Annotated in this window: 23 protein-coding genes and 1 pseudogene; 13 read left to right on the plus strand and 11 right to left on the minus strand. The window is 36.1% G+C overall.

The annotated features are described in order from the left end of the window. Nucleotides 1-9: 9 nt before the first annotated feature. The 3 genes from eda (at nucleotide 10) to CHB72_RS07020 (ending at nucleotide 3,397) form a co-directional block, all read left to right on the plus strand. Entirely contained in the window at nucleotides 10-633 is a 624-nt protein-coding gene (gene eda, locus CHB72_RS07010) for a bifunctional 4-hydroxy-2-oxoglutarate aldolase/2-dehydro-3-deoxy-phosphogluconate aldolase (protein WP_089282165.1), read from the plus strand. A gap of 349 nt (nucleotides 634-982) precedes the next feature. Further along, nucleotides 983-2,362, plus strand: coding sequence for an NADP-dependent phosphogluconate dehydrogenase (gene gndA / locus CHB72_RS07015; RefSeq protein ID WP_089282166.1), 1,380 nt, complete (start codon nucleotides 983-985; stop codon nucleotides 2,360-2,362). A gap of 75 nt (nucleotides 2,363-2,437) precedes the next feature. Next, nucleotides 2,438-3,397, plus strand: coding sequence for a phosphoglycerate dehydrogenase (locus CHB72_RS07020; RefSeq protein WP_089282167.1), 960 nt, complete (start codon nucleotides 2,438-2,440; stop codon nucleotides 3,395-3,397). Nucleotides 3,398-3,504: 107 nt separating this feature from the next. Here CHB72_RS07020 and CHB72_RS07025 read toward each other — a convergent pair whose 3' ends face one another. From CHB72_RS07025 to CHB72_RS07035, 3 genes and pseudogenes are all read right to left on the minus strand, one after another. Beyond that, nucleotides 3,505-4,425: a ketopantoate reductase family protein gene (locus CHB72_RS07025; RefSeq protein WP_089282168.1), complete on the minus strand. Its 921-nt coding sequence runs from the start codon at nucleotides 4,423-4,425 to the stop codon at nucleotides 3,505-3,507. Between the two features lie 141 nt (nucleotides 4,426-4,566). Then, nucleotides 4,567-6,696, minus strand: coding sequence for an anaerobic carbon-monoxide dehydrogenase catalytic subunit (cooS, locus tag CHB72_RS07030; RefSeq protein ID WP_089282169.1), 2,130 nt, complete (start codon nucleotides 6,694-6,696; stop codon nucleotides 4,567-4,569). 644 nt (nucleotides 6,697-7,340) lie between these two features. Beyond that, nucleotides 7,341-7,451: pseudogene (locus CHB72_RS07035) on the minus strand (helix-turn-helix domain-containing protein); the annotation flags it as partial. Here CHB72_RS07035 and CHB72_RS07040 point away from each other — a divergent pair. Both CHB72_RS07040 and CHB72_RS07045 read left to right on the plus strand, forming a co-directional pair. Beyond that, on the plus strand, nucleotides 7,407-7,742 hold the full coding sequence (locus CHB72_RS07040) for a transposase (protein WP_242975064.1): 336 nt from the start codon (nucleotides 7,407-7,409) through the stop codon (nucleotides 7,740-7,742). The pseudogene CHB72_RS07035 and the gene CHB72_RS07040 overlap by 45 nt on opposite strands. Continuing rightward, nucleotides 7,729-8,070, plus strand: a complete 342-nt coding sequence (locus tag CHB72_RS07045) for a hypothetical protein (RefSeq protein WP_089282172.1) — start codon at nucleotides 7,729-7,731, stop codon at nucleotides 8,068-8,070. Before CHB72_RS07040 ends, CHB72_RS07045 begins: the two co-directional genes overlap by 14 nt. A 668-nt stretch (nucleotides 8,071-8,738) precedes the next feature. On the opposite strand, the gene CHB72_RS07050 is transcribed toward CHB72_RS07045, so the two are convergent. From CHB72_RS07050 to CHB72_RS07065, 5 genes are read right to left on the minus strand one after another with little or no spacing between them, the layout of a single operon-like run. Beyond that, nucleotides 8,739-9,371 carry a TetR/AcrR family transcriptional regulator gene (locus tag CHB72_RS07050; RefSeq protein ID WP_089282173.1) on the minus strand — a complete coding sequence of 211 codons (633 nt, stop codon included), beginning with the start codon at nucleotides 9,369-9,371 and terminating at the stop codon, nucleotides 8,739-8,741. Next, nucleotides 9,371-9,511, minus strand: coding sequence for a hypothetical protein (locus CHB72_RS26365; protein WP_176431244.1), 141 nt, complete (start codon nucleotides 9,509-9,511; stop codon nucleotides 9,371-9,373). Before CHB72_RS26365 ends, CHB72_RS07050 begins: the two co-directional genes overlap by 1 nt. A 4-nt stretch (nucleotides 9,512-9,515) precedes the next feature. Then, complete coding sequence (locus CHB72_RS07055; protein ID WP_089282174.1) at nucleotides 9,516-10,505, minus strand: ABC transporter permease; 990 nt, start codon at nucleotides 10,503-10,505, stop codon at nucleotides 9,516-9,518. 3 nt (nucleotides 10,506-10,508) lie between these two features. Continuing rightward, complete coding sequence (locus tag CHB72_RS07060) at nucleotides 10,509-11,480, minus strand: ABC transporter permease (RefSeq protein ID WP_089282175.1); 972 nt, start codon at nucleotides 11,478-11,480, stop codon at nucleotides 10,509-10,511. Then, nucleotides 11,477-12,325 (minus strand): ABC transporter ATP-binding protein, encoded by an 849-nt coding sequence (locus CHB72_RS07065; protein ID WP_089282176.1) that lies wholly within the window; start codon nucleotides 12,323-12,325, stop codon nucleotides 11,477-11,479. The genes CHB72_RS07060 and CHB72_RS07065 overlap by 4 nt, the downstream gene beginning before the upstream one ends. 229 nt (nucleotides 12,326-12,554) lie before the next feature. On the opposite strand from CHB72_RS07065, the gene CHB72_RS07070 reads away from it, so the two are divergent. The 4 genes from CHB72_RS07070 to CHB72_RS07085 all read left to right on the plus strand — a co-directional run bounded on the left by CHB72_RS07070 (nucleotide 12,555) and on the right by CHB72_RS07085 (nucleotide 15,627). Next, nucleotides 12,555-13,313 carry a transposase gene (locus CHB72_RS07070; protein ID WP_089282177.1) on the plus strand — a complete coding sequence of 253 codons (759 nt, stop codon included), beginning with the start codon at nucleotides 12,555-12,557 and terminating at the stop codon, nucleotides 13,311-13,313. Between the two features lie 537 nt (nucleotides 13,314-13,850). Further along, nucleotides 13,851-14,363 (plus strand): PadR family transcriptional regulator, encoded by a 513-nt coding sequence (locus tag CHB72_RS07075; RefSeq protein ID WP_176431245.1) that lies wholly within the window; start codon nucleotides 13,851-13,853, stop codon nucleotides 14,361-14,363. Between the two features lie 17 nt (nucleotides 14,364-14,380). Beyond that, nucleotides 14,381-14,953 carry a flavodoxin family protein gene (locus CHB72_RS07080; RefSeq protein WP_089282179.1) on the plus strand — a complete coding sequence of 191 codons (573 nt, stop codon included), beginning with the start codon at nucleotides 14,381-14,383 and terminating at the stop codon, nucleotides 14,951-14,953. Next, the gene (locus CHB72_RS07085) at nucleotides 14,947-15,627 is read left to right on the plus strand and encodes an NAD(P)H-dependent oxidoreductase (protein ID WP_089282180.1); all 681 of its coding nucleotides are present in this window, start codon (nucleotides 14,947-14,949) and stop codon (nucleotides 15,625-15,627) included. Before CHB72_RS07080 ends, CHB72_RS07085 begins: the two co-directional genes overlap by 7 nt. A gap of 71 nt (nucleotides 15,628-15,698) precedes the next feature. On the opposite strand, the gene CHB72_RS07090 is transcribed toward CHB72_RS07085, so the two are convergent. Both CHB72_RS07090 and CHB72_RS07095 read right to left on the minus strand, forming a co-directional pair. After that, the gene (locus CHB72_RS07090; protein WP_089282181.1) at nucleotides 15,699-17,087 is read right to left on the minus strand and encodes an FtsW/RodA/SpoVE family cell cycle protein; all 1,389 of its coding nucleotides are present in this window, start codon (nucleotides 17,085-17,087) and stop codon (nucleotides 15,699-15,701) included. Beyond that, nucleotides 17,074-17,418, minus strand: coding sequence for a PadR family transcriptional regulator (locus CHB72_RS07095; protein ID WP_089282182.1), 345 nt, complete (start codon nucleotides 17,416-17,418; stop codon nucleotides 17,074-17,076). The genes CHB72_RS07090 and CHB72_RS07095 overlap by 14 nt, the downstream gene beginning before the upstream one ends. A gap of 418 nt (nucleotides 17,419-17,836) precedes the next feature. Here CHB72_RS07095 and CHB72_RS26370 point away from each other — a divergent pair, with 418 nt between their 5' ends. Beyond that, nucleotides 17,837-18,004, plus strand: a complete 168-nt coding sequence (locus tag CHB72_RS26370) for a hypothetical protein (RefSeq protein WP_207652515.1) — start codon at nucleotides 17,837-17,839, stop codon at nucleotides 18,002-18,004. Nucleotides 18,005-18,064: 60 nt separating this feature from the next. Then, nucleotides 18,065-18,376, plus strand: coding sequence for a hypothetical protein (locus CHB72_RS07110; RefSeq protein ID WP_089282185.1), 312 nt, complete (start codon nucleotides 18,065-18,067; stop codon nucleotides 18,374-18,376). Between the two features lie 245 nt (nucleotides 18,377-18,621). Here CHB72_RS07110 and CHB72_RS07115 read toward each other — a convergent pair whose 3' ends face one another. Continuing rightward, nucleotides 18,622-19,656, minus strand: coding sequence for a pirin family protein (locus CHB72_RS07115; protein ID WP_089282186.1), 1,035 nt, complete (start codon nucleotides 19,654-19,656; stop codon nucleotides 18,622-18,624). Between the two features lie 846 nt (nucleotides 19,657-20,502). Between CHB72_RS07115 and CHB72_RS07120 the strand changes: the two genes are divergently transcribed. Together CHB72_RS07120 and CHB72_RS07125 are read left to right on the plus strand one after the other, a co-directional pair. After that, on the plus strand, nucleotides 20,503-20,835 hold the full coding sequence (locus CHB72_RS07120) for a DUF6506 family protein (RefSeq protein WP_330396989.1): 333 nt from the start codon (nucleotides 20,503-20,505) through the stop codon (nucleotides 20,833-20,835). A gap of 27 nt (nucleotides 20,836-20,862) precedes the next feature. Beyond that, nucleotides 20,863-21,921 (plus strand): 2,3-butanediol dehydrogenase, encoded by a 1,059-nt coding sequence (locus CHB72_RS07125; protein WP_089282187.1) that lies wholly within the window; start codon nucleotides 20,863-20,865, stop codon nucleotides 21,919-21,921. Nucleotides 21,922-21,993: the final 72 nt, after the last annotated feature.

The following is a 21,993-nucleotide window of genomic DNA, read 5'->3' on the forward strand; positions in this document are numbered from 1 at the left end:
AAAAAGAATATGAAGAATTTATTGAATCAAATTGCTGAAATAAAAATTGTACCAGTCATTAAAATTGATAATGCAGCCGATGCTGCTCCTCTTGCAAAAGCATTAATAGCAGGAGGATTGCCTGTTGCAGAAGTTACCTTCCGTACAGAGGCTGCTGAAGAAGCTATCAGAGAGATGAAAAAGTTTCCTGAAATGTTAGTAGGAGCTGGTACTATTACCAGTGTAGAGCAAGCAAAAAAAGCTTGTGATGCGGGTGCTGTTTTTCTAGTTACTGCTGGATTTAACCGTGCTGTAACAGAATTTGCAGTTGAAAATAACATCCCGATCTTTCCAGGTGTATGTACCCCTACAGAAATAATGTACCTATTAGAATACAATTTACCAGTAGCAAAATTTTTTCCAGCTGAACAATACGGTGGCTTATCCACGATTAAGGCTTTATCTGGACCATTCCCTAACATGAAATTTATGCCTACAGGTGGAATAAGTGACAAAAATATATTGGACTACTTGGCAAATCCTCAGATTATCGCTTGTGGTGGAAGTTGGATGGTAAAAGATTCATTGATTAATAATCACCAATTTGATGAAATTCAGCGCTTAGCAGCAGACGCAGTTCAGTTAGTAAAATAATTCTCAGATATTGTGGAGATTGTAGTATGGGCAATAGTTTGAGTAAATTACCTCGTAAAGTTGAGCTGTATTATATAGCATAACTCTATGAGGTATTTCTATATTGGACTACAAATCACTTGATAATAATTCCTGCTATTAGTTCACATTAAACGATCATGTTATTTATATGTTGAGTAATTTCCAAATTTAATTTGTCTAATTAGAAATTACTGATGGTCTGAATAAACTAATTTATGGTATAATCAATATAAATTTAAAATCATCGTAAAAAAATTTAATAATATAAATAAAAAATTTATTTATAGAGAAATAAGGAGGTATTATCAAACACAGGAGGTTAAGGCAGATGTATGAGATTGCGATTTATGGACTTGGGGTTATGGGAAGTAGTTTAGCCAAAAATCTTTTGAACAAAGGATTTTCTGTAGCACTCTTCAGTAAAAATGAAGAGGAAGGGAGACGATTTGTTTATGAAGCTTTAAATGAAAATTGGAAAGTATTTAGTGAAGAAAAAACGTTATTATCCAGTCTAACTAGTCCCCGCATCATCTTTTTGATGATTACTGCTGGTGAACCAGTAGATATAGTAATTAAGAATCTATCGCCGTACTTGAAAAAAGGAGATATTATTATTGACGGAGGCAACTCTTATTTCAAAGATACGTCTAGAAGGACAAATTATTTAAAGGAATTGGGTATTTTTTACTTGGGAATTGGTGTTTCTGGTGGTGAAAAAGGTGCTTTGACGGGACCCAGTATGATGGTAGGGGGGAGTTTAGAAGGCTGGGAAGCAAGTAGATATATACTACAGAAAATTGCCGCTCACCTTCAAGGAGAATCCTGTTGCAACTACGTAGGGCCTGAAGGAGCAGGGCATTATGTAAAGATGGTTCATAATGGTATTGAATATGCTATTTTACAATTAATAGCAGATACTTATGCTGTTATGAAAAGAGGTCTTGGTTTAGATCATGAGATCATTACAAAAATCTTTAGTGACTGGAAAAGTAGTCAATTGAATTCATATCTCATTGACATTACTGCCAGTGTTTTGTCGAAAAGAGATAGCGACGGAGCACCCTTAGTAGATAAAATTTTAGATGTGGCAAGGCAGAAGGGAACCGGAAGCTGGACTTTAGAGGAAGCCGTTGCAAGAGAGGTATATGTGCCCACTATTTGTGAGTCTGTATTTGCCAGATATTTTTCTGCTAATCGCCAATTAAGGATAGAAGGAAATCAAATGCTGACAACGACAGTGGCACCTATGCAATTAGAAGATTATAATACACAATTAAAGGATACTTTGTTAGCGGGTATTATTTGCAGCTATGCACAAGGGATTGAACTGATTCAAAAGGCATCTATAGACTATGGTTGGAACATTGATTTAGTCAGTACTGTTTCCTTGTGGAGGGACGGCTGTATCATTAGGAGTCAGTTATTACAAGATATTGTGGAGGCATTGATGGAAAGAAAACAAAATATTTTGCTTACGAAAAAACTTTCTTACATAACTGCTTTGGAACCTTCGTGGCGTGAAACCATTACACAGGTTCAAAACGATGCTTTGGCAGTGCCAACCCTGATATCTACCCTTTCTTATTATGATTGCTTTCATACGGATAAAATGTCGGTAAATATTGTTCAGGCCTTGAGAGATTGTTTTGGTGCTCATACCTATGAAAGAATTGATAAAGAGGGATATTTTCATACGAATTGGGAGTAAAAAATAATATTAAAGTATCTGTTGTCTTAATTGTATTGATTATAGTAGAAACTTATAATAAAGGGAGGAATTTTTATGAGTAAATATAAGGTATTAGTCACAGCGAGATCCTTTGGGTCAGCTGATGAGGGTGCCATTAAATTTTTAGAGGAAAATGACTGCGAAATAGTAAGGCTAGTTGCTGCCAACGGATCTATTCCAGAACAATTAGAGAAAGAACTGCCAATGGCAGATGCTGTCATTGCTGGTCTTGAAGTATATGATAGAGATTTAATCGAAAGCGCATCAAATCTTAAAGTAATTTCACGTTATGGCGTTGGATATGATAAAGTTGACCTTGAGGCCGCTTCAAATAAGGGGGTAGCAGTTACATTTACACCTGGTGCCAACGGGGATTCTGTTGCAGATATGGCGGTAGCTTTAATGCTTAATGCAGGGAGATGTGTTGCTTACATGGATCAGTGCATGAAAGCCGAAAATCAACAGAGACCCATAGGTGTTGAAATGTGGGAGAAAACTCTTGGTGTTATTGGTGCAGGAAGAATAGGTCAGGGTGTAGCCAGAAGATGTAGAGGATTTAATATGAGAATTCTTTGCTATGATACTTTTCAAGATGAGGCCTTCAAAAATGAATGTGCAGCTGAATATACTGATATAGAAACAATTATTAAGGAAGCAGACTTTATTACAATCCACTCTCCGCTAAATGATGAGACAAGAAACATGTTCAGCACAGAGGAATTTAAGGCTATGAAGAAAAATGCTGTTATCGTAAATACTGCAAGAGGTGGTATCATCGACGAAGCTGCTCTTTATGAGGCACTTAAAAGTGGTGAAATCGCAGCCGCAGGACTTGATGTAACTGTGGATGAGCCTTCATACGGCAATCCATTGCTTACACTTTCTAATTGTACAGTAACTCCTCACGCTGGCGCAGCTACATATGAAGCAAGCAGTAAAATGAGTATGATGGCGGCAAAAAATGTCGTCGAAGTTTTAGCAACAGGAAAATGTAATTTCATAGTAAATAAATAATGTGGTTAAACCACCTATTTTACTGGTGTAAAAAAACTTCCCTCCACTTAAGTTTGTTGATTAACTTTTGTGGAAGAAAGTTTTTTTGATTATATAGCCTAGAAGATTTAAGTCCTATCATATCCAAAATACTTAGCTATTTTATAATAATTAGGAACATCAATCCCATACTTCTCAGCAATATCTACAACATCAAAGATGAGCTCTTCCTTTTCACTTTTTGTTCCCGCTTTCATATCCTTTTGCATTGAAGCTGTAGTATCCAGAGCAAGACCGGCTAGAATATTTAGGCTTTCTTCTATTAGATCACAGTCTAGCTGTATACATAAGCCATTTGCAATTTTTTGCAATTCCTGAAGAAGAGAAACAAAGGTTTCACGGTATTTTCCCTCTTTTTGCATTTTACCTGCCATAATATCAAAATAGGCTCCTGTAGAAGCACAAGCAGAGGTGAAGGTAAATTTCTTAAAAATATCCCGACTTATGTCATCGGAAAGAACGCCATCAATACCAGATTCAATAAGATCCTCTTGTATTTTTTGTAATAAAGCTCTATCTACTTTTGAATTTTCTCTAGGGCCAAAAACAACTCTAAAAATCTTAATCCCCTGTGTAATTTCTCCAGGAGCTGATATGTATGCGCTAATATAGATACAACCATCAAGAACGGTTATCCCTGGTAAAGCCTTCTCCAGTTTTTCTCCAGCTCTTAATGTATTCAATATTGGGATGACAAGAGTCTTTTCATGAGAAGCCTTGATAATTGTAGGAATAGTATCATGTAGGGAATATCCCTTAACACATACAAAGATTACATCAAATTTATCAACAACCTCAGCACTACTGAAGGCTTTAACATTCTTTAGATGAATATTATCTCTTCTTGTGGAATGCACAACAAGCCCATTTTCTTTTATAGCCTTTAAATGTTCTCCCCTAGCAACCAATGTGACATCTTTACCTCTGTCAGCCAAATATCCACCAATACAACCACCTGTACCACCGGCACCTATTATTAAATATTTCATATAACTCCTCCACATGATATCGTTTTAAAATATTGTACCACAAAGAAGTAAAAGCTCTCAATAGTGTTCAAGGGAGGAAGTGGCATAGATATAGAAAAAGGACCAACCATTTTGCTTAGGTCAGTCCTTTTTAAAATGTAATTAGCTTAAGCCTAATTCTTTTCGTTTCTTCTCAATATGATCAACGTAGATTTGTATTGTTTTTTCTGCATCCATCTCTACAACTACCTTACCAAGTCCTAAGGTTTCTGTAGTTTCGGTTAGGGTTTTTACAACAACATCACTGCCAGTAATGGATGGAACAGGAGCAACATGAACTAGCCAGCCTAATGCTACAGCAGTACAGGCATCAGCCACAGCTTTTTGCTCTAGGTATTCTGGTGCTCCGATCACTAGAGGAAGCTTGTTTGTGTCAACGCCTAATGCATCTGCCAATTCCTTAGCTGTATGTGTCATTTTACCGATATCCACACATGCTCCATAGGTCAATACTGGTGGGATACCTAGCTGTTGGCACACTGCTTTAAGTCCTTCACCACATTCTTCAGCAGCTTTAGGGTTTGTCAAGCCTGTATATTCCATGACAGAGGAAGTACAACCTCCAGATAAAACCAAAATATTGTTCTCAATTAATCCTTTTGTGATTTTAAAAATATTACTTCCACCTTGTCCATATCTCGCAGTAGTACAACCTACAATGGTTGCAATACCACGAATGTTACCATTTGCAATTTGCTCTATTAATGGTTTGAAGCTTCCGCCTAAGGCTTTCTTTACGGACTCTGTACTAAAGCCCACCATACAATCAGATACATGGGGAGGAATATAAGTTTCTCTATTCTCGGTTTTTCTGTTTTTAAAGGCTTCTATCGCCATATCTAATGCTTTTACTGCTTGCTCCTTCATTTTTTCAGGAACAAAGTCAAGGGTATCGGTGCCTTGAAGTTTAATTACAGGATGAGTACTTAAGAGCTTTGTACCGAATTTTTTAGCAAAGATAGGCATCGTAGGTACTGTACAATTATAGTCAAACATGAAGAGATCCACCACACCTGTAGCCAGCAGGTACTCTTGAGAAAGCCATTCTCCCTCTTGACCACCATAGCCCTTTTGATTGTGCATGCCTTCATAGTTAATGAGCTGTTGCCCTTCACAAACATGACCAAGAATTTGTATACCCTCAGCTCCAGCCGCCTTGGCCTTTTGTTGCCATTCATCGGTGGAGGCTAGGTCAATGGCTACATGGGCCAATAGGGGCATATGTCCGTTGGTGATAATATTGATCCTATTCTCCTTCAACAATCCCATATTTTGCTGCTTCATAGCAATTTCCTGGGTTCCCATAAGGATTTCTTGAACAATGTTCAACATAAACAGTCCTTGATACTCATTGGCAATGCCTAGACGGACACCTCTTAATAGAAATTCTACTGGATCCGATGTGAAGTTTGTCATACACTGGGTTTGAGCATAAGCAACTTCGCTATAGCCTCCCCCTGGGAACAATCCTAACTGTCTCCAAAGCTCTTTCCTTTTAGTGGGTGCAAAAGCTTCTACTGTTTTAGATTCCACATGATGGGGTGCGTGGATATCATTCATTACCCAATCAGCAAAAGCCACTGCCAACTTTTCTATAGGTTGATTAGTATCTAATCCCGCCATATCTGCGTATTTCTTTAGCTTCTCAGGATCACGAATTTTCAGACCACTTTCAGGATGTTCTCCTGCTGCCTTCAAGGTTCTGGCTGCTTGGTGACAATGGAATATGTTTGCAGAAGTACCAATGGTCACATGACGGTACATAAAATTTCTTGCAACCATTGTATGAGCATCAACACCACAGACTCCTCTAGGAGCTTTTTTGCTTATTCTACAGGGACCGTTAGCACAAAGCTGACAGGATAAGCCTTCAATACAAAACTTACATTGTGTAGGCTGTTGTTCACTAAAACGATCAAATACATTAGTCATGCCAGCATGATGAACTACTTGGTACATCTCTCTCATTGTTGGATCAATAATTACATTTAATGGATAACCGTCTTTAGACTGATCATGTTTTTTAATATGCTCTCGCTGCCATTGATGGACTTCCTCCATGGAGGGAGATTTTTCAATTTTATTGTAGTCTACCTTCAAATCATGAACATTTTCATGTAGTGCAGGGTCGTTAAAATCTTTATCTGTTAAATCCGCTGCAAATGTTTTATTATCACCCCTCATTCTTTCAGCACTGTTTTCATAGGAATTTCGAATATCCTTATCTGACATACTAAAACCTCCTTCTAAAATCATTCTTGTCCTTAATAGTTTCTCTTGTAGGAAGTAGAAATATACTAAATTGGAAAATTTTAAAAAAATAGATGTAAACAAGATCCTTCAAAATAAGATACAAAGAAATATAGTTTGATTCAGCAAATGCAGAGGATTATTAACGATAGACTTAGCTCTAAAAAGTAATGAAACACTCTATACATGAAAAAAACCAAAAGAAAAACAGCACTCCAAATATTACAGAATTATTGTTTGCCCAAAATCAATTATCAAAATATAGTTTAAGTTAATGCCTATGATATTGTCATTAAGTAATCACTAAAAAATTATTCTGTAAAAGAAGAAAACTATTATTAAGGAATATTTTCTTTTTTAGTTTGAAATAATTTTTTAACGAATATAATAACATTTTACCGATTCTCTATTTGAATTAGCATCTTAGTATGTTACTTTTATATAAAATCAACATACTATTTGACACTGAGGTGATGAAGATGAGAAAAATTTTAATTGTTGAAGACGATCCTATTATCAGTAGAGGATTAGCAAAAATAGGCCAGTCAATTAATCATGAATTAGAGCTTATTATCACTGAATATGCAGAAAAAGCACTAAGCTATGGAAAAATTTGCTTCCATCTTACGGTCTGCAAGCATCTTGTTATATACAAACCTGACACAACCAAAAGTTTTATTGATTAGCTGTAATTGCTCTTTATCAGGATATATGCGGTATCTATATGCTTTGTTCATACCTTTTCACCTCAAGCAATGCAGGTCAATGATCGTTTTCATTTAGTAAAAAACTTGGTTAAGGCAATAAGCAAAGTATTACAACGAACCATTAATGGACGTATTGAGATTCCTCTTACATCTCCAGAAGCCAAGGGCCGTTATAAATATCTCTTAGAAATGACCAAAAGAGAAAAGATCATTGAAGCTAAAAGACTTTCAAAAAAGGGATATAGTTATGAAAAAATTGCTACAGAGCTACAAATAGGTAAGACGACTGCGAAAAAAATATTACAACATGAATTACAGTGACATCCCAGAGGAGAAAGATACAAAAAGAGGAAATCAGCACAAAGAAGCTATTGAGAAAGTAGAAGCTAAGATAGAAAAGGTTAGGCAGCTATATGAAGAAGGATATGGGAAACTTGATATATCAAAATTCACAGGAATAAGTATCGCTAGTATCAACAATTATCTTATGGAAGGTTATAGCCCAGTTCATGGACAATATGGTGCAAGTCGACCAGGCCCGCTGACACCCTTTAAAGATGAAATATTAACATTGAGATCAGAAGGTGTTACCTATAGGGAGATTACAGAAGGGCTTCGTTTTAAAGGATACAAAGGAGATGTATGGTAGAAATCATTTCGATATGTTAAGAAGTAAAGTTCTGCAACTAGAGGCAATGAAGATAGTAAGTATTAAGTAGGCGATAAAAAAGTTATTTTATTGCTTTATTTTAATGCCAATTTCCAATAACTTTGGAAAGAACCTCTTTGTCGCTTACATAACTTCAATGTTCTGCAGTCACGTTAAACACATTCCCCTCTGATTGAGTTGGGTATTCTTTTGCGATAGATCCACAAGTGTGGATAAGTGGCTCATTTTCATCTCTGTAAACAATTTAGTATTTACGAGGCTGAATATATACTTCAGGAGTTGCGGTGCTACCTGTGATCTATATAATTCTCTGTGTACTCTTCACCTTACTATTACCAGTGTCGGAGCAACACTCTGTATGGGTGGGTGGTTAGACCTTTCTCAACAGGGATTTTTCACCCCCTAAGAACTGTCAAGCTTTGCTTGACAGTTCTTAGGGGGTCTCTATCCAGATTAACAGATCACATGATGCTCTTTCTCAGTTTTGAGTTTTTATCTAATAAATTTTAATATATAGATGTTCTTTTAATGCGTAGTGTTTATACGGCTTTTCATATACCCACAATGTTTCTAATAGAAAATACAAATGTTCTTTTTAAATGCTCATAGTAAAGAGGCCTCGAATAGCATCACGGCCTTTTACTGCCCTACTTTACCGCCATTCCATTTTGCAATACCGTTATCAACTCATCTATCTTGTTCAAAATTTCATCATCATGCATATCTGGCATGACAACTCTATCAACCCGTTCAAGCAAGATTTCGAAGATCTCAGCCATCATTTTTACGGAAATATCACTGCGTATTTGTCCTTTTTGTTGTGCATTCTCGACCATGCGAAGCAAAACATTTTCTGTAACACCTCCAAAAACATTAAAAACTGTTTTTCGAAAACTCAGTTCCTCAGTCAGAAACCGACGATAGAGTTCGTTGTATCTTGGTTCTTTACGTGCAAAGCGAATTCCCAGCATGGCTTTTTTCTTTATTGATGTAAAGAAATCGTCTCCCGTATTTGTGTCGTCGTATTGCTGAAACAGCGCTAGCTTTTCCACAATAAGCCGTTGGAACAAAGATAGATACAAATCTAGTTTGTCATAAAATCGGTAGTAAAAGCTTCCCTTGTTCAATCCCGCAGTCTTTATAATACTATTCAAAGAAGCTTCACCAAAAGAGTGTTTGGAAAAAACATCCAACGAAGCATCGAAAAGTGCTATATTGCTGTTAAGAGGATTTTCAGCTCCTTCCTGTTGCCATTTCATCTTTCCATTAAAATCCGACATTAGTCTTCATCCTCCAACATTTTTTCATGCCTTTCTTTTTTCTCTTTCTGTTTTTTCATCCAGGCGCCGCCGAGCTTAACCTTTAGAAAAATAAAACCTGCAAGAGCAACAATAAGTATAATCCACCAATACCATGCCATAAGATTACCTCCAAACTTTCATTTTTATTTTTTTCGTAAAGACAATCATCACAGGGATGAGCCATGCAAATCCCGTTACTAAAATCATTAAGAATTGGAACGTCGGTTCTTGGTTGGATATCGCCATGTCAATTACAGCATATTGCCAGTACATGGGAAGCATATAATACAAAAAAATCCACTTTTCCGGGACAAAGACAGCTGATATCCCTGCGATCAAAAATACAGGCATAATAATTTTAAGGACGCCTACAGCAGCAATTTGATTGCCTGCAAATGTAATAATCAAGAAAATAATAATACCACTTACAAAAATACTACACAAAGCCAATAAAATAACTTGCGGCAGAGCATCCGCCCGACCCACAATAAATGCACAGGCAGATACCCCAATTATACCTAGTAGCTGAGATGGCACTATTTTTGATATAACATATCTACCAAGCGTCATAGGGCTGACAGAAATCGCACGGATAACGCCACTTTCCCGTTCGTAAACACCACTAAAGCCCAATGAGGCACTACCCAGGAACAAAGCCAACAAAAAGATGCAGGCCATTGAAATAGAATAGGCTAGAGAAGTTTGGGGTTCAACTTTTTCAGCCGTATATTGAATAAGCTCGGAGTCAAGAGCAGCGCTCACAAGCTTACGCCTCATCTCGGCAAAACTTTGTCCTTCATTTCCTTCTACTATCAGTCTAATATCACCATTTTCTACGGTAACACCGGCAATGTTGTCTACTCCAAGTACTCTTTCTTTCATGATTTCAAGGTTATCGACATATTCAATATCAGCTACGGATTCCAGTTTTGCAACTAAATCCGGAGACATACTTTTATCCACTACCAGAGAGATATTTGATTCATGAATACTACCAAACACAAAAATGAAAATCAGAGCAAGCATTGCTGGGGAAATAGTTAAAAAGATTGTAATTCCATCACGAAAAATTAATTTAAATTCCCTTACAATTGTTGTGATAATACTTTTCATTCCTTATCCCCGCCCTTTCATCAAAAGGTATTTCCCGACCACAAATCGACTAATCAAATATGCCCCAATACACCACCCTGCTATAGTGAACGCTGTGGGTAGCAGGCTTCTTCCCATTCCAAAAAGGATGTTTTCATAAGCAAAAATCATGGAATAGGTTGGTATCACTCGAAGCCATAACGGCGAGAAAGACGGCTCTGAATATGCCACAATAGGCAGCATGTTAACAGATAGCAGTAAAGTCATGGAAAAGAACCAACTGCTCATATCCCTGAAAAAGGTTGTAAATGCAAGTCCAATTAAAGAGAATATTGCTGCCCCGAAAAAGCTAATCAAAATGAAATGAAGTACAGAAAAATTAAACCCAACAGAAAAAAACGCCATCAGCAGGGCATAAATTACAGCGATGATCGAGAAAAGCACCGTTTTCGAAATGAGATACTTGTCAACCCCTATCGGTGCTATCCGCATTGCTCGAATTGTCCCTTCTTCCTTTTCTGAGAGCATCAATGCCCCGCCTAGGATAAACCCGATAATGAGTGCCTCAAAGCAAATAAAAACTGGTGTCATGCGCTTGTTAAAAGGAATTATTGAGTTGTTTTCATTTATGCTTTCTATTCCTACATAAGTATCGGAAGAACTATAAAGCATGGTCAGCATTGCAAGGACAGTCTTTTCGGAAAGACCCGGATTCAGAACTGTCATAGTGCCATCATCGTTTCCAAGCAGGCCAATTCCTCCCATCTCCTTTACCGCTATCCTAAGTTCCTCTTCGCTATTCACTACTGTAACCTGTTCGGCAGTATGGTCTGTATGATAGGAGAAAATATGATGCCCTTCTTCTGAGATATTTTCAGGAAGTGCAAAATTAATTACCGAAATAATCAGCACTAGCGTCGCGGTAATTATCCAAAAAAGAGCATTTGTCAATAGACGCTTGAAATCCTGAATACCTAGCGCAAATATGCCATTCATGACTTTAGCTCCTTCCCGCTAACGCGCATAAATATTTCTTCCAACGTGGCTTCCTGAGAATGTATTTTAATAGGATTTATGCCTGTAAGAAATTCAGCAAGCGCGGTCTTATCACTCATTTCAAATGATTTGGATAGTTCTTTACCTGAATCATTATAAGATACATTTACAATTCGTTTTCCATGTTGGAGTTTCAGAGCTTCGGGTGAATCCATTGCTGCAATTTTCCCATTATACAAAAATGCCACAGTATCACAAAGTGAGTCGGCCAATTCCATGTTATGAGTCGTCAAAAACACAGCTGCTCCGCTGTTCCTTTGCTCTCGAATCAGCTCGCGAATACTAGCCGCCGTAGATGGATCAAGCCCACTTGTAGGCTCGTCAAGAAATAAATATTTCGGATTATTGATCAGCGCCCTTGCAAGCGTGAGCCTTTGCCGCATCCCTTTCGAATACTCCGACGCTTTTTTATGTGCTGATTCTCTTAGACCCACTCTGTCCAGCAGTTCAATAGGGTCATGCGTTGGCACTGAAAAGAGAGCTGCAAAATACTTAAGGTTTTCATATCCCGTGAGTTTTGCATAAACATTTGGGTGTTCAAACGACACACCAATTTGATTGAAAAACTTGGTTTGCAAAGCCTTAACGGATTGACCATCATAGAGAACTTCGCCCTGCTGTAAAGGTAGAAGCCCTGTCATAATATTCTGCACAGTAGATTTTCCTGCGCCGGAGGGCCCGAGAAATCCGAAAATTTTTCCGCTCTCGATAGTAAAAGAAATATCGGACACAGCATAATGGCCTTTTCCTCCATAGTCGTGGTATACACTATTAATAGTAATCATTTTAAAACCTCCTCTTGACCAGTCGGTCTAACTTCAGTATAACCCAATTAGACCGACTGGTCAAGAGGAGTTCGGTATTTCTTCACGGCAAAAGCATGAATACATTTTATTCCAAAATCCTCAAAAGAGAATTTTTTAAAAATGCCATTGCAGCATTTGAAAAGGACAAGGGGACAGGGACTTGTCTCGCAGAAAAAAATATGATACAATCTTGTTGAGGTGGTAGAATATGCCAAGACAAGCACGGAAAAAGAGTAAAACAGGAATTTATCATATAATAGCAAGAGGAAATAACCGTCAAAACATATTTGAAGATGACGAGGACTGTATCAAATTCATTGAAATAATACAGCAAAGCAAAGAAAAAAGTGGAATTGAGCTTTATGGATATTGCTTAATGGGAAATCATGTACACTTATTATTACGTGAAGGTATGGAATCATTATCTCTGACAATGCAAAGAATATGTTCTAGTTTTGTATATTGGTATAACTGGAAATATGACCGTTTTGGACATTTGTTTCAGGAACGGTACAAAAGTGAAGTTGTAGAAAACGAGGTGTACTTGATAACAGTATTAAGATATATCCATCAGAATCCGATTAAGGCAGGAATAACAAATTCAGTAGCAGGATATAGATGGAGTAGCTATCATGAATATATACATAAGCAGAATATTATAGATACAGAATTAATATTAGAATTATTTGCCACAGAAAAACAAATAGCAAAGAAAGAATTTGAAAAATACATGAATGAGAAGAACAAAGATGAATGTTTAGAATATGAAGAAAGACATAGGATCACCGATAAAGAGATAATTAAACTAATTGAAGAGGAATATGGAGTAAAAAAAGGTTTGTTTCATTTATTGGGAAGACAAGAAAAGGAAATGATACTGAAAAATTTAAAGGAAATAAACGGTATTACAATAAGACAACTAGCGAGAATAACAGGGGTAAGTAAGTATATGGTTGAAAAAGCATAGCAGACAAGTCCTTGTCCCCTTGTCTAGACTATATGAAGTTAAATTAATAAAAAGTTTTTGAACAACCTCTGTAAAAGCCAAGGGGATGTTTTGTTTGTCATCAGGACTACTCGCTTTTTTCTAACATCCCTCTTCCTATTTTTAGTACCCTTGCTAACTGTCTATTACTTGCTTTTGTTGCCTTTTCTATACTTTTAAGTATGTCTTCTCTAGTATCCTAGATCTAAAGTATTCAATATAGATATTTTTACTAATATAGACATTCTTCTATCTATTTTTATCACCTTTTTTATCCTATCCTATTCTATAAATCCATGGCAACCAAAACGTCCCCTTGACCTGGCAGTTGTTGAAATGGCTAAAAAATAGTAAAATATTTAAAATACAAGAGAAATTCTGCTTAACTGCGGAATTTTTTTGCTCAAAATCTATATTGACTTTCAATAAATATACCCATATAATGTATCTATAAAACATATATCGTTTCGATATATGTTTTATAGATACATTAAATATGCAATACAAAGGATGATAAACATGATAAAGTTTGCTATTTTAGGTTTCTTAATGTACAAAGAATTAACTGGATATGATATTAAGCAATTTATGATTCAAAGCACCTCCAATTTTATGAATGCAAGCTTTGGAAGCATTTACCCAGCATTGGACAAATTAGAAAAGGATGGGTTGATAAGCTCAACAAAGGTGGTTGAAAAAGGAAAATATAAAAAGGTATATGAAATAAATGAAAGGGGAAGGGAAGTATTTATTTCATGGTTAGAAGAACCTATAGACTTTATGAAATCCTATGAGGATATTCTTGCTAAAATATTTTTCTATGGGAATCTACCGAAGGAAAAGGCTTCGGAGCTTATTGAACAGCTAATTGTGGACATTAATCAAAAAATAGAAAATCTAGAAAAGCTTGAGTCAGTGGTTAAGTGTAAAACAGGATATTATGAAATATCAACACTATATTTTGGGATAGACCATTTGAAATTTATGGCTGATTGGTATGGGAAATTCTTATATGATTTAAATAATAGGTAAAGGGAGGTAGTTTAAAAATGAACGCATTAGTACTTAACGGTGCCTTAAAGGATGACAGAAGTATAGAAACAGTCAATAGGTTAATTGAAAAAATGCTGATTGAAAAGGGTTATGAAGTGGAATCCATTTTGTTACATGAAAAGAAAATAGGCGAATGCTTAGGTTGCTTTGGTTGTTGGATAAAGACTCCGGGAATTTGCGTGATAGATGATTATGGGAGGACTCTTACAGAAAATATCATTAATAGTGATGTTGTCATCTATCTTACATCGGTTGTTTTTGGAGGGTATTCTTCTGAGCTTAAAAAGGCTATAGATAGGGTAATCCCTTTACTTCTTCCCTTTTTCAAAAAAGTAAATGGGGAAGTGCACCATAAGGAGCGATATAAAAGGTACCCGAAGGTTATTGTACTGGGGATAATGGAAGATGAAGATTATGATATGAAAGAAACATTTAATAGTTTAATTAAGAGAAATTCTTTAAATTGGTATAATTCCTTTAGTGGAGGAACAGTGCAAAATAATTTAGAAGAAGATATGAAATACCAGATTGAAGATAAATTGAGAGCTATGGAGGTGAGTGTATGTTAATTCAAAAAAAGGCTTTGCTATTGATTGGGAGTCCGAAAATCAAAAAAAGTACCTCTGAGGCATTAGGGAATTACGTACTAGATGGGCTAAATAAAAAGGGATATGTATGTGAGAAGCTTCATATTCTTTCTATGCTAAAGAAGGATGCTCGAGAACTCATTAATAGAGTAAAGGATACTGATATACTGATCATCTCTTTTCCCTTATATGTTGATAGCCTGCCATCACCATTAATTAAAGCTTTGGAGCTTATGGCAGATAATAGAAAGGAAAAGAGACCTGAGAAAGAGCAAAGTCTAATGGTTATTGTAAATTGTGGGTTTCCAGAAGCATTCCAAAACGATACTGCCCTTAGAATATGCAAAAGCTTTGCAAATAAGACTGGTTTTAAATGGCTTGGAGGTCTTGCAATGGGATCCGGTTCTGCAATAGATGGTAGACCTATTGAACAATTAGGAGGTATGACTAGGAACATAGTAAAAGCTCTAAATAATGCTACAGAAGCAATAGTTAATAATGAGAATGTTCCTACTGAAGCTATTAATTTGATGGCAGCTAAATTAATACCTAGATGGTTATACATATTCTTTGGCAATATAGGTTGGAAAAACCAAGCGAAAAAACATAATGTTGATAAGATACTATATTCAAAGCCATTATTCAAAAATAATTAATTTATTAAGCTCTTAGCTGCCACCTTCTAACTATGATTATCATGCCTCTGATTTATGTTGCTTTTTTTTATTCATTTAATCAAGTTGCCTTTTAGATCAATAATAATCCGTCCATCATCGTATTGAATAAAGCGGTTAAGATTTACCGCCACAGTTCCAGTTGTATCCCTCACCAATGCACCTGTACGGAATACCGAAAGCAAAAGTCCAATAAGGAACATATTTGTAACAAGAATCTTTCCCCCGTAAGAGATAAGGGGTAACGATAGCGGAGAAAAAAGTAAAAAACCTAAATTTGAAGCAATATATACGATGCATTGCACTGCAAATGTTGAAACAATTGCAAGAGAAGTTAAAAAACCAAGTACACTTTTTTGCTTCATGCAAAGAATAATCGCACGAATAATAAAGGCTGCAAATAATGCAATGGTGACAATAAGCACAATCCATCCGAGCCTGTAAATCAAATAGGTCAGAAGAAAATCGGTATTGATTTCAGGTAAAATATGAAAAGCCTCATAAGGCATATAACCATTTATTGGGAATCCCTCGCCGATAAACTGTGAATTGGACAAGAGTCGTCGTATGATAGTTCCCATATATCCAGCCCCTGTGGGGTCAAGGGATGGATTAAATATGGCTTGAATTCTCTTAGCTTTATACCCTTCGCCCATAATTATGAAAAACGGTGTAGTTAAAACTGCGGCAGTGGGGATATATAGGATAAGTATTCCCAATCGTTTTCTTATGTTAAACCAACCTTTTAAAACTGCCCCGGTCAGAATAGCAAGGCAGGAAACACAAAGCAAAAAAAGAACTGTTGCACTGGGTACATAGTAGGATAGGACGGCCGGAATAATAAAAACTGCCCCGCAAAGAATAAGCCCGCCATATCCTTTATTTCTCATGCTGTAAACAAATCCTGCAAAAGCTGTTGGAAACAGCAGTAGCGGATAAATCATAGATGGTGATCTACCATTTACTGTCCCTGTAAAAAAAAGACAAGCTATCGTTATTACACAAAGCGCAAAAAATGCAAGCTTGGGATATTTTCCAACAATTGTAAAATCAAAAAAATAGGCTGCCAACATCACGGGAATTGCAATACCTGACGATACAAGCTGTCTTTCAAATCTCCATGCTCCGCCAAGTGTGGAATGTATAAAAAATTGAATTGCAAGTCCCAAAAGAAGCATAGCAACTGTCAGTGCTAACAGAGACCAATCTGGTTTGGGTTTGTGGACGCGGTTGAGCTTCTCCCCTACAACGACAGGATCCCCCATCTCGGCTATTGCCTTATCAGTTGCCGTTTCTTCATCAAATCCATCGTTTAAAAAGGCGTTCTTTTGGTCGGTTATGTGGTTTTGAATTTCATCTAAAACAATAGGCTGTGCCTTTTTCCAACGTACCTGTTGACGTACAGTATCTAAATACTCTGTAATTTTGTCAAGCTGTTGCATAATTTGTCCCCCCTAAAACATCATTTACAGCAGATGTATAAGCTTTCCATTCTTTTTTCTTCTCATGTAAATACTTGTGACCGTTTTTAGTGATGCTATAGTACTTTCGTACCCTTGTGTTATCGGCAGTCTCATCGTAAGAAGTGACCAGCTCTTTTTGCTCTAACGCGTGGAGCAGCGGATACAATGTTCCTGCTTTTAACTCAAAAACATTTTTTGATTTTCTGTTAAGCTCTTCAATCATCTGATAGCCATACATATCCGCTTCTTCAAGCAGTTTTAGTATTAGCATGGTAGTGCTTCCCGTATAAAGGCTTTTATCAATTGCCATATTCATACCTCCATATATAGATTATCTATATATAAATATATATCGACGATCTATATATGTCAATATAAAAAATAAATTTTCAGAGGTTTAATAGGATTAATAGTAGGGATTTTTATTAGTTTATTTTTTACTATTGTAATTAAAAATAGTTTTTCATCAGTTTCTGGTACAGCTTTGGGAGTCTGTTTTGATATTTTAATAAGTGATTTAATATATTGTATTCCATATTCCGCTGAACTCTTTTTGAATTTATGATATTCAAATTTTTCAATAAAATGTTCGAAATATATTGAAAATAACTTTAAAATATACATAGTTTGTTCGTAAAATACATCCATTTGAAGGAAAAAAATGTATAAAAACATAAATTTTATGTAAGTTTATGCATTCGGCGGAATATGAGATTGTAGATTTTGATATGAGTGGTCTTGTAGCTGGCGGCAGAACCTATGAGTTAGCTGAAAAAGGCTGTTTTCCTAGAAAAAGAGGTGAAAAGGGCTATCAATTATCTGCTGCTTTTGTAGGGGATACAGGTGAAACAGTATCTGTGTTTTTTGACCCAGGTAATACCTCTTGCATCAGTTGATTTGAAGATTTATTAAAAGCAACTACCTTTAAATTCAAGGAACATCTAGCTAAAGATAACTTGATTATTCGAGCTGATTCAGGTTATGGTTCTTTTGAAAATATACAATTGCTTAAAGCTACGGGAGTCAAATTTGTTGTAAAAGGTTTTTCAACTCAGCAATCCAAAAACCTTGCAAAATCAGTACAAAAACATCAGTGGCAAAAAATCAATATACAAGTGCACGTTGCAGAAATCCCTACTTCAACAGCTCTAAACCTGATTACTTTGATGAAAAATATAGCCTTTGATACATCTAAGCTTAAGGATATGGGTGTCCATTCACTGATAAAAAAAACTAGGGACAATTCCTGCTTATTAAAAAAGCAATGATCATAAGAGGTGTTGACATGCAAGACTATTGCACAAAGACATTTCTTCCAGCAAGTGAGAAACAAGTTGAAGAAATCAAAGCTGTTATGAAGGAATCAAATCTTTTATAGTATAAATGCGTGAATATATTGTTTAAGATATTAAATAAAAAAGTACTTACCTATATATATTATAGCAAAAGGTATGCAGCTATCATAATAGTTACATACCTTTAATATAGTTGGATACTAATTTTTATCGAAATTTTATTTTTTAATATGTTCTTCTCGAATCTCTATATTGTCGTCATCATATTTTGCAAATCTGCCAACGCTTTTCGGATTGACAGGATCTTCTCTATCCCAAGGCCATCCACCAAACTTAGTAGTACGATAATCATTATAGGCCTGAAGAATTTCATCCTGTGTATTCATCACGAAGGGACCATGGTTGATTACAGGTTCATTGATAGGTTCCCCTTCTAATAAGAGTAGATAGCTATCTTTATTCCCATTTATTATCTTAATTTCTTCATCTCCGGCCAGCTTTATACTAGTATTTAGTTTGATGTTGGTATTATCTATGATAATAGTATCTCCTTGATAATAGTATAAATTTCTATTTAATGTAGGAGATATGCTTGGCAAGGTAAAGCTTGCACTTGGTTCTAACTGAATCGTCCATATCCCCACATGATTTTCTCTGTCGTTGGCCCATGAATCAGGGTTAGGATCTAAACTATCTATACCTTTATAAGTACCTGCAATGATATTTATTCTAGCAACATTTCCAGCTTCATCTTTTTCTTCTACCACTGGAATATCCTCAGCCCATAGCATTTTATAACTTGGAGCTACAAATTTACCTTCACCTGGAAGATTTAACCATATCTGAAACAATTCCATCGTATTGACTTTATCATCATGTACTAATGGAAACATTTCAGCATGCTGCATACCACTTCCAGCAGTCATCCACTGTACGTCCCCAGTACCATATCTACCCGTAGCACCATTGGAGTCCGAGTGATCTACATAGCCTTGCAGGACTACCGTAACGGTCTCAAAACCTCTATGTGGATGCGCAGGAAATCCTGGAATATCTCTTCCGTAATACATCTTCCAATCGCTGGTCAAATCAAAATCTTCTCCCAATTTTTTTCCTTCTAAGAGGGATGCAGGCACCCCTATATTGCCATTACCACTAGGATAGTAGTCAAGATGGTGCATCCTGACCAGAAAAGGATCTCCCACATCCTCCCGAAACTTAAACTTGTCTATTGAAATTATTTTCTTTCCCACGATATCTCCTCCATTTAAAATAATAAGATAAAACAACTGTTATATAAATTATACCTAATAGAGCAGAATTTAAACTTAATAAATTAAATTAAATAAGGTAGTTGTGTGATTTGCTGATTGAAATCACACTATCCTTGTGGATGGGACTTTACTTGAAAGCCAAAGGATGTTTTGTTTGCTATGTGCTTAGATATGATTGGAATAATAAAGATTTGAAAATAAAGTGCAATTTCGTTCCTCTAAATGACATTTTTAGAACGGAATTGTCATTTTTTTTACGTGCGACTAGCATGGACAATAACTTAGCAGTGAAAGTCTGCTGTGGGCGGGAATCACTAGGAAAAATAAAAAGGGGTCAGGTTTGAAATGTTCACTTTAAAAGTATGTGAAAATATGATAAGAATAATTGAAGCTTGACCCCCTATACTAATAAAATAGCGTTAAATTTTTTAGAATTTGTCGAAAAGCCCTTAACCTACTTAGCTTCTTTTTCAACCTCTTTAAAACCTTCTGACATATCCCCTATCTTATTAATAACAGTTTCACTCATGTGAATCCCTTGTTGGATTCCATCATTACTTCTCTTGCTGCTTTTGATGAATATCAACCTAATTACATTAGTATGGGCATGTGTAATTGAGATCTTGAAGTCATTAGTTCAAATATGGCATGTTAATTGCATTGTTATGAATTGAAACAAATGCGGATTATAATAGTTTAATAAAAAAGAACGTGAATCTAATTCAAAATAGATGTTTTATTTTCGGTATTTAAACAGGAGGTGAGATGATACGATGACTGTCATGTAAGAGGATTGAAAAATTTAACTAGAAGGAGAAATGATTAGTGAGAGAAAAAAGGAGGGAGAAAGCTCCAATGTCACTTAAAGCTGCATTTATATTTGTTGCGCCTGAAGCTGATTCTAATAAGCATCGAGCAGCAATAAAAACTCCAATGGTAAGTCTTATCGCTATAGGAGTTAAAGATTATAAAGAAGCAATCGAAGTAACGAAAGAACTTGTGGAGCAAGGTATAGCTGCCATCGAACTATGTGGAGGATTTGGACTAGAGGGTGCGGCTGCCGTGAAAAAAGCTGCGGAAGGGAAAGCAGCTATTGGTGTAGTTCGATTTGATAATCATCCAGGGCTGCAATTTAAAAGTGGAGATGAAATTTTTTAAGCATCTATAAGAAAGAGGAGGTTTTTTATGAAGGCAGCAGTATGGTATGGGAAAAAAGATGTTAGAATTATGGATGTCCCTGAACCCCCAACACCAGATAAAGGAAAAGTTAAAATTAAAGTTCAATGGTGCGGTATATGCGGTTCAGATCTACATGAGTATTTAGCAGGTCCTATTTTTATTCCAACAGCAGAGCCTCATCCTTTAACAGGTGACGTAGCGCCGATCATTCTTGGTCATGAGTTTTCTGGAGAAATTGTTGAAGTAGGGCCAGAGGTTAAAGGTTTTAAAGTGGGAGATAGAGTTGCACCTGATGCATGTCATGTTTGTCATGAATGTAATCCCTGTAAGATTGGAAAGTATAATGTCTGTGAAAAGCTAGCATTTACTGGCCTAATGACAAACGGTGCTTTTGCAGAATATGTTGTTGTTCCTGACTATACCCTCTATAAAATTCCAGATAATATGACCTATGAAACAGCAGCCTTACTTGAACCACTTTCTGTAGGAATTCATGCGGTACGGCAGGCGCCAATTGTCCAAGGGGAAAGCGTTGTTATATTTGGTGCAGGAACAATTGGCTTAGTAACACTTCAGGCAGTTCGTGCTGCTGGTGCAAGCAAAGTGTATGTTGTTGAGGTAGCTAAAGTAAGAAGAGCGTATGCGAAGCAAATGGGGGCCACTGAAGTGTTTGACCCAAATAAAGTGGATATTAAGGAAAAAATTAAAGAAGTTACAAAAGGGGTAGGAGCAGATGTTGTTTTTGAATGTATTGGTAGTGAAAAGGTAACGCCTATAGCTATAGAAGTAGCTAGGACTGGTGGTAAGATTGTAACAGTAGGTGTTTATGAAAAAGAAACTAGTCTCAATTTCAACAATATTGTATTTAAAGATAAGCACATTATTGGCTCATTGGGCTATGCTAAAGATTTTGCAATTGCCATTGATTTAATTAATGACGGGCGCATTAACGTGGAACCATTAATTACTGGGAAAATAAAAATAGATGACTTAATAAAAAGGGGATTTGATGAACTCATTAATCGAAAGGAAGAAAATATTAAAATCCTAGTTACACCATGGTAATGTAAGTCATTGATTAAGTATAACAATAAAGAACTGCCATGATTTAGGCAGTTCTTTGTTGCTATGTTAAGG

Source organism: Anaerovirgula multivorans, assembly GCF_900188145.1.
GTDB classification, from domain to species: domain Bacteria; phylum Bacillota; class Clostridia; order Peptostreptococcales; family Natronincolaceae; genus Anaerovirgula; species Anaerovirgula multivorans.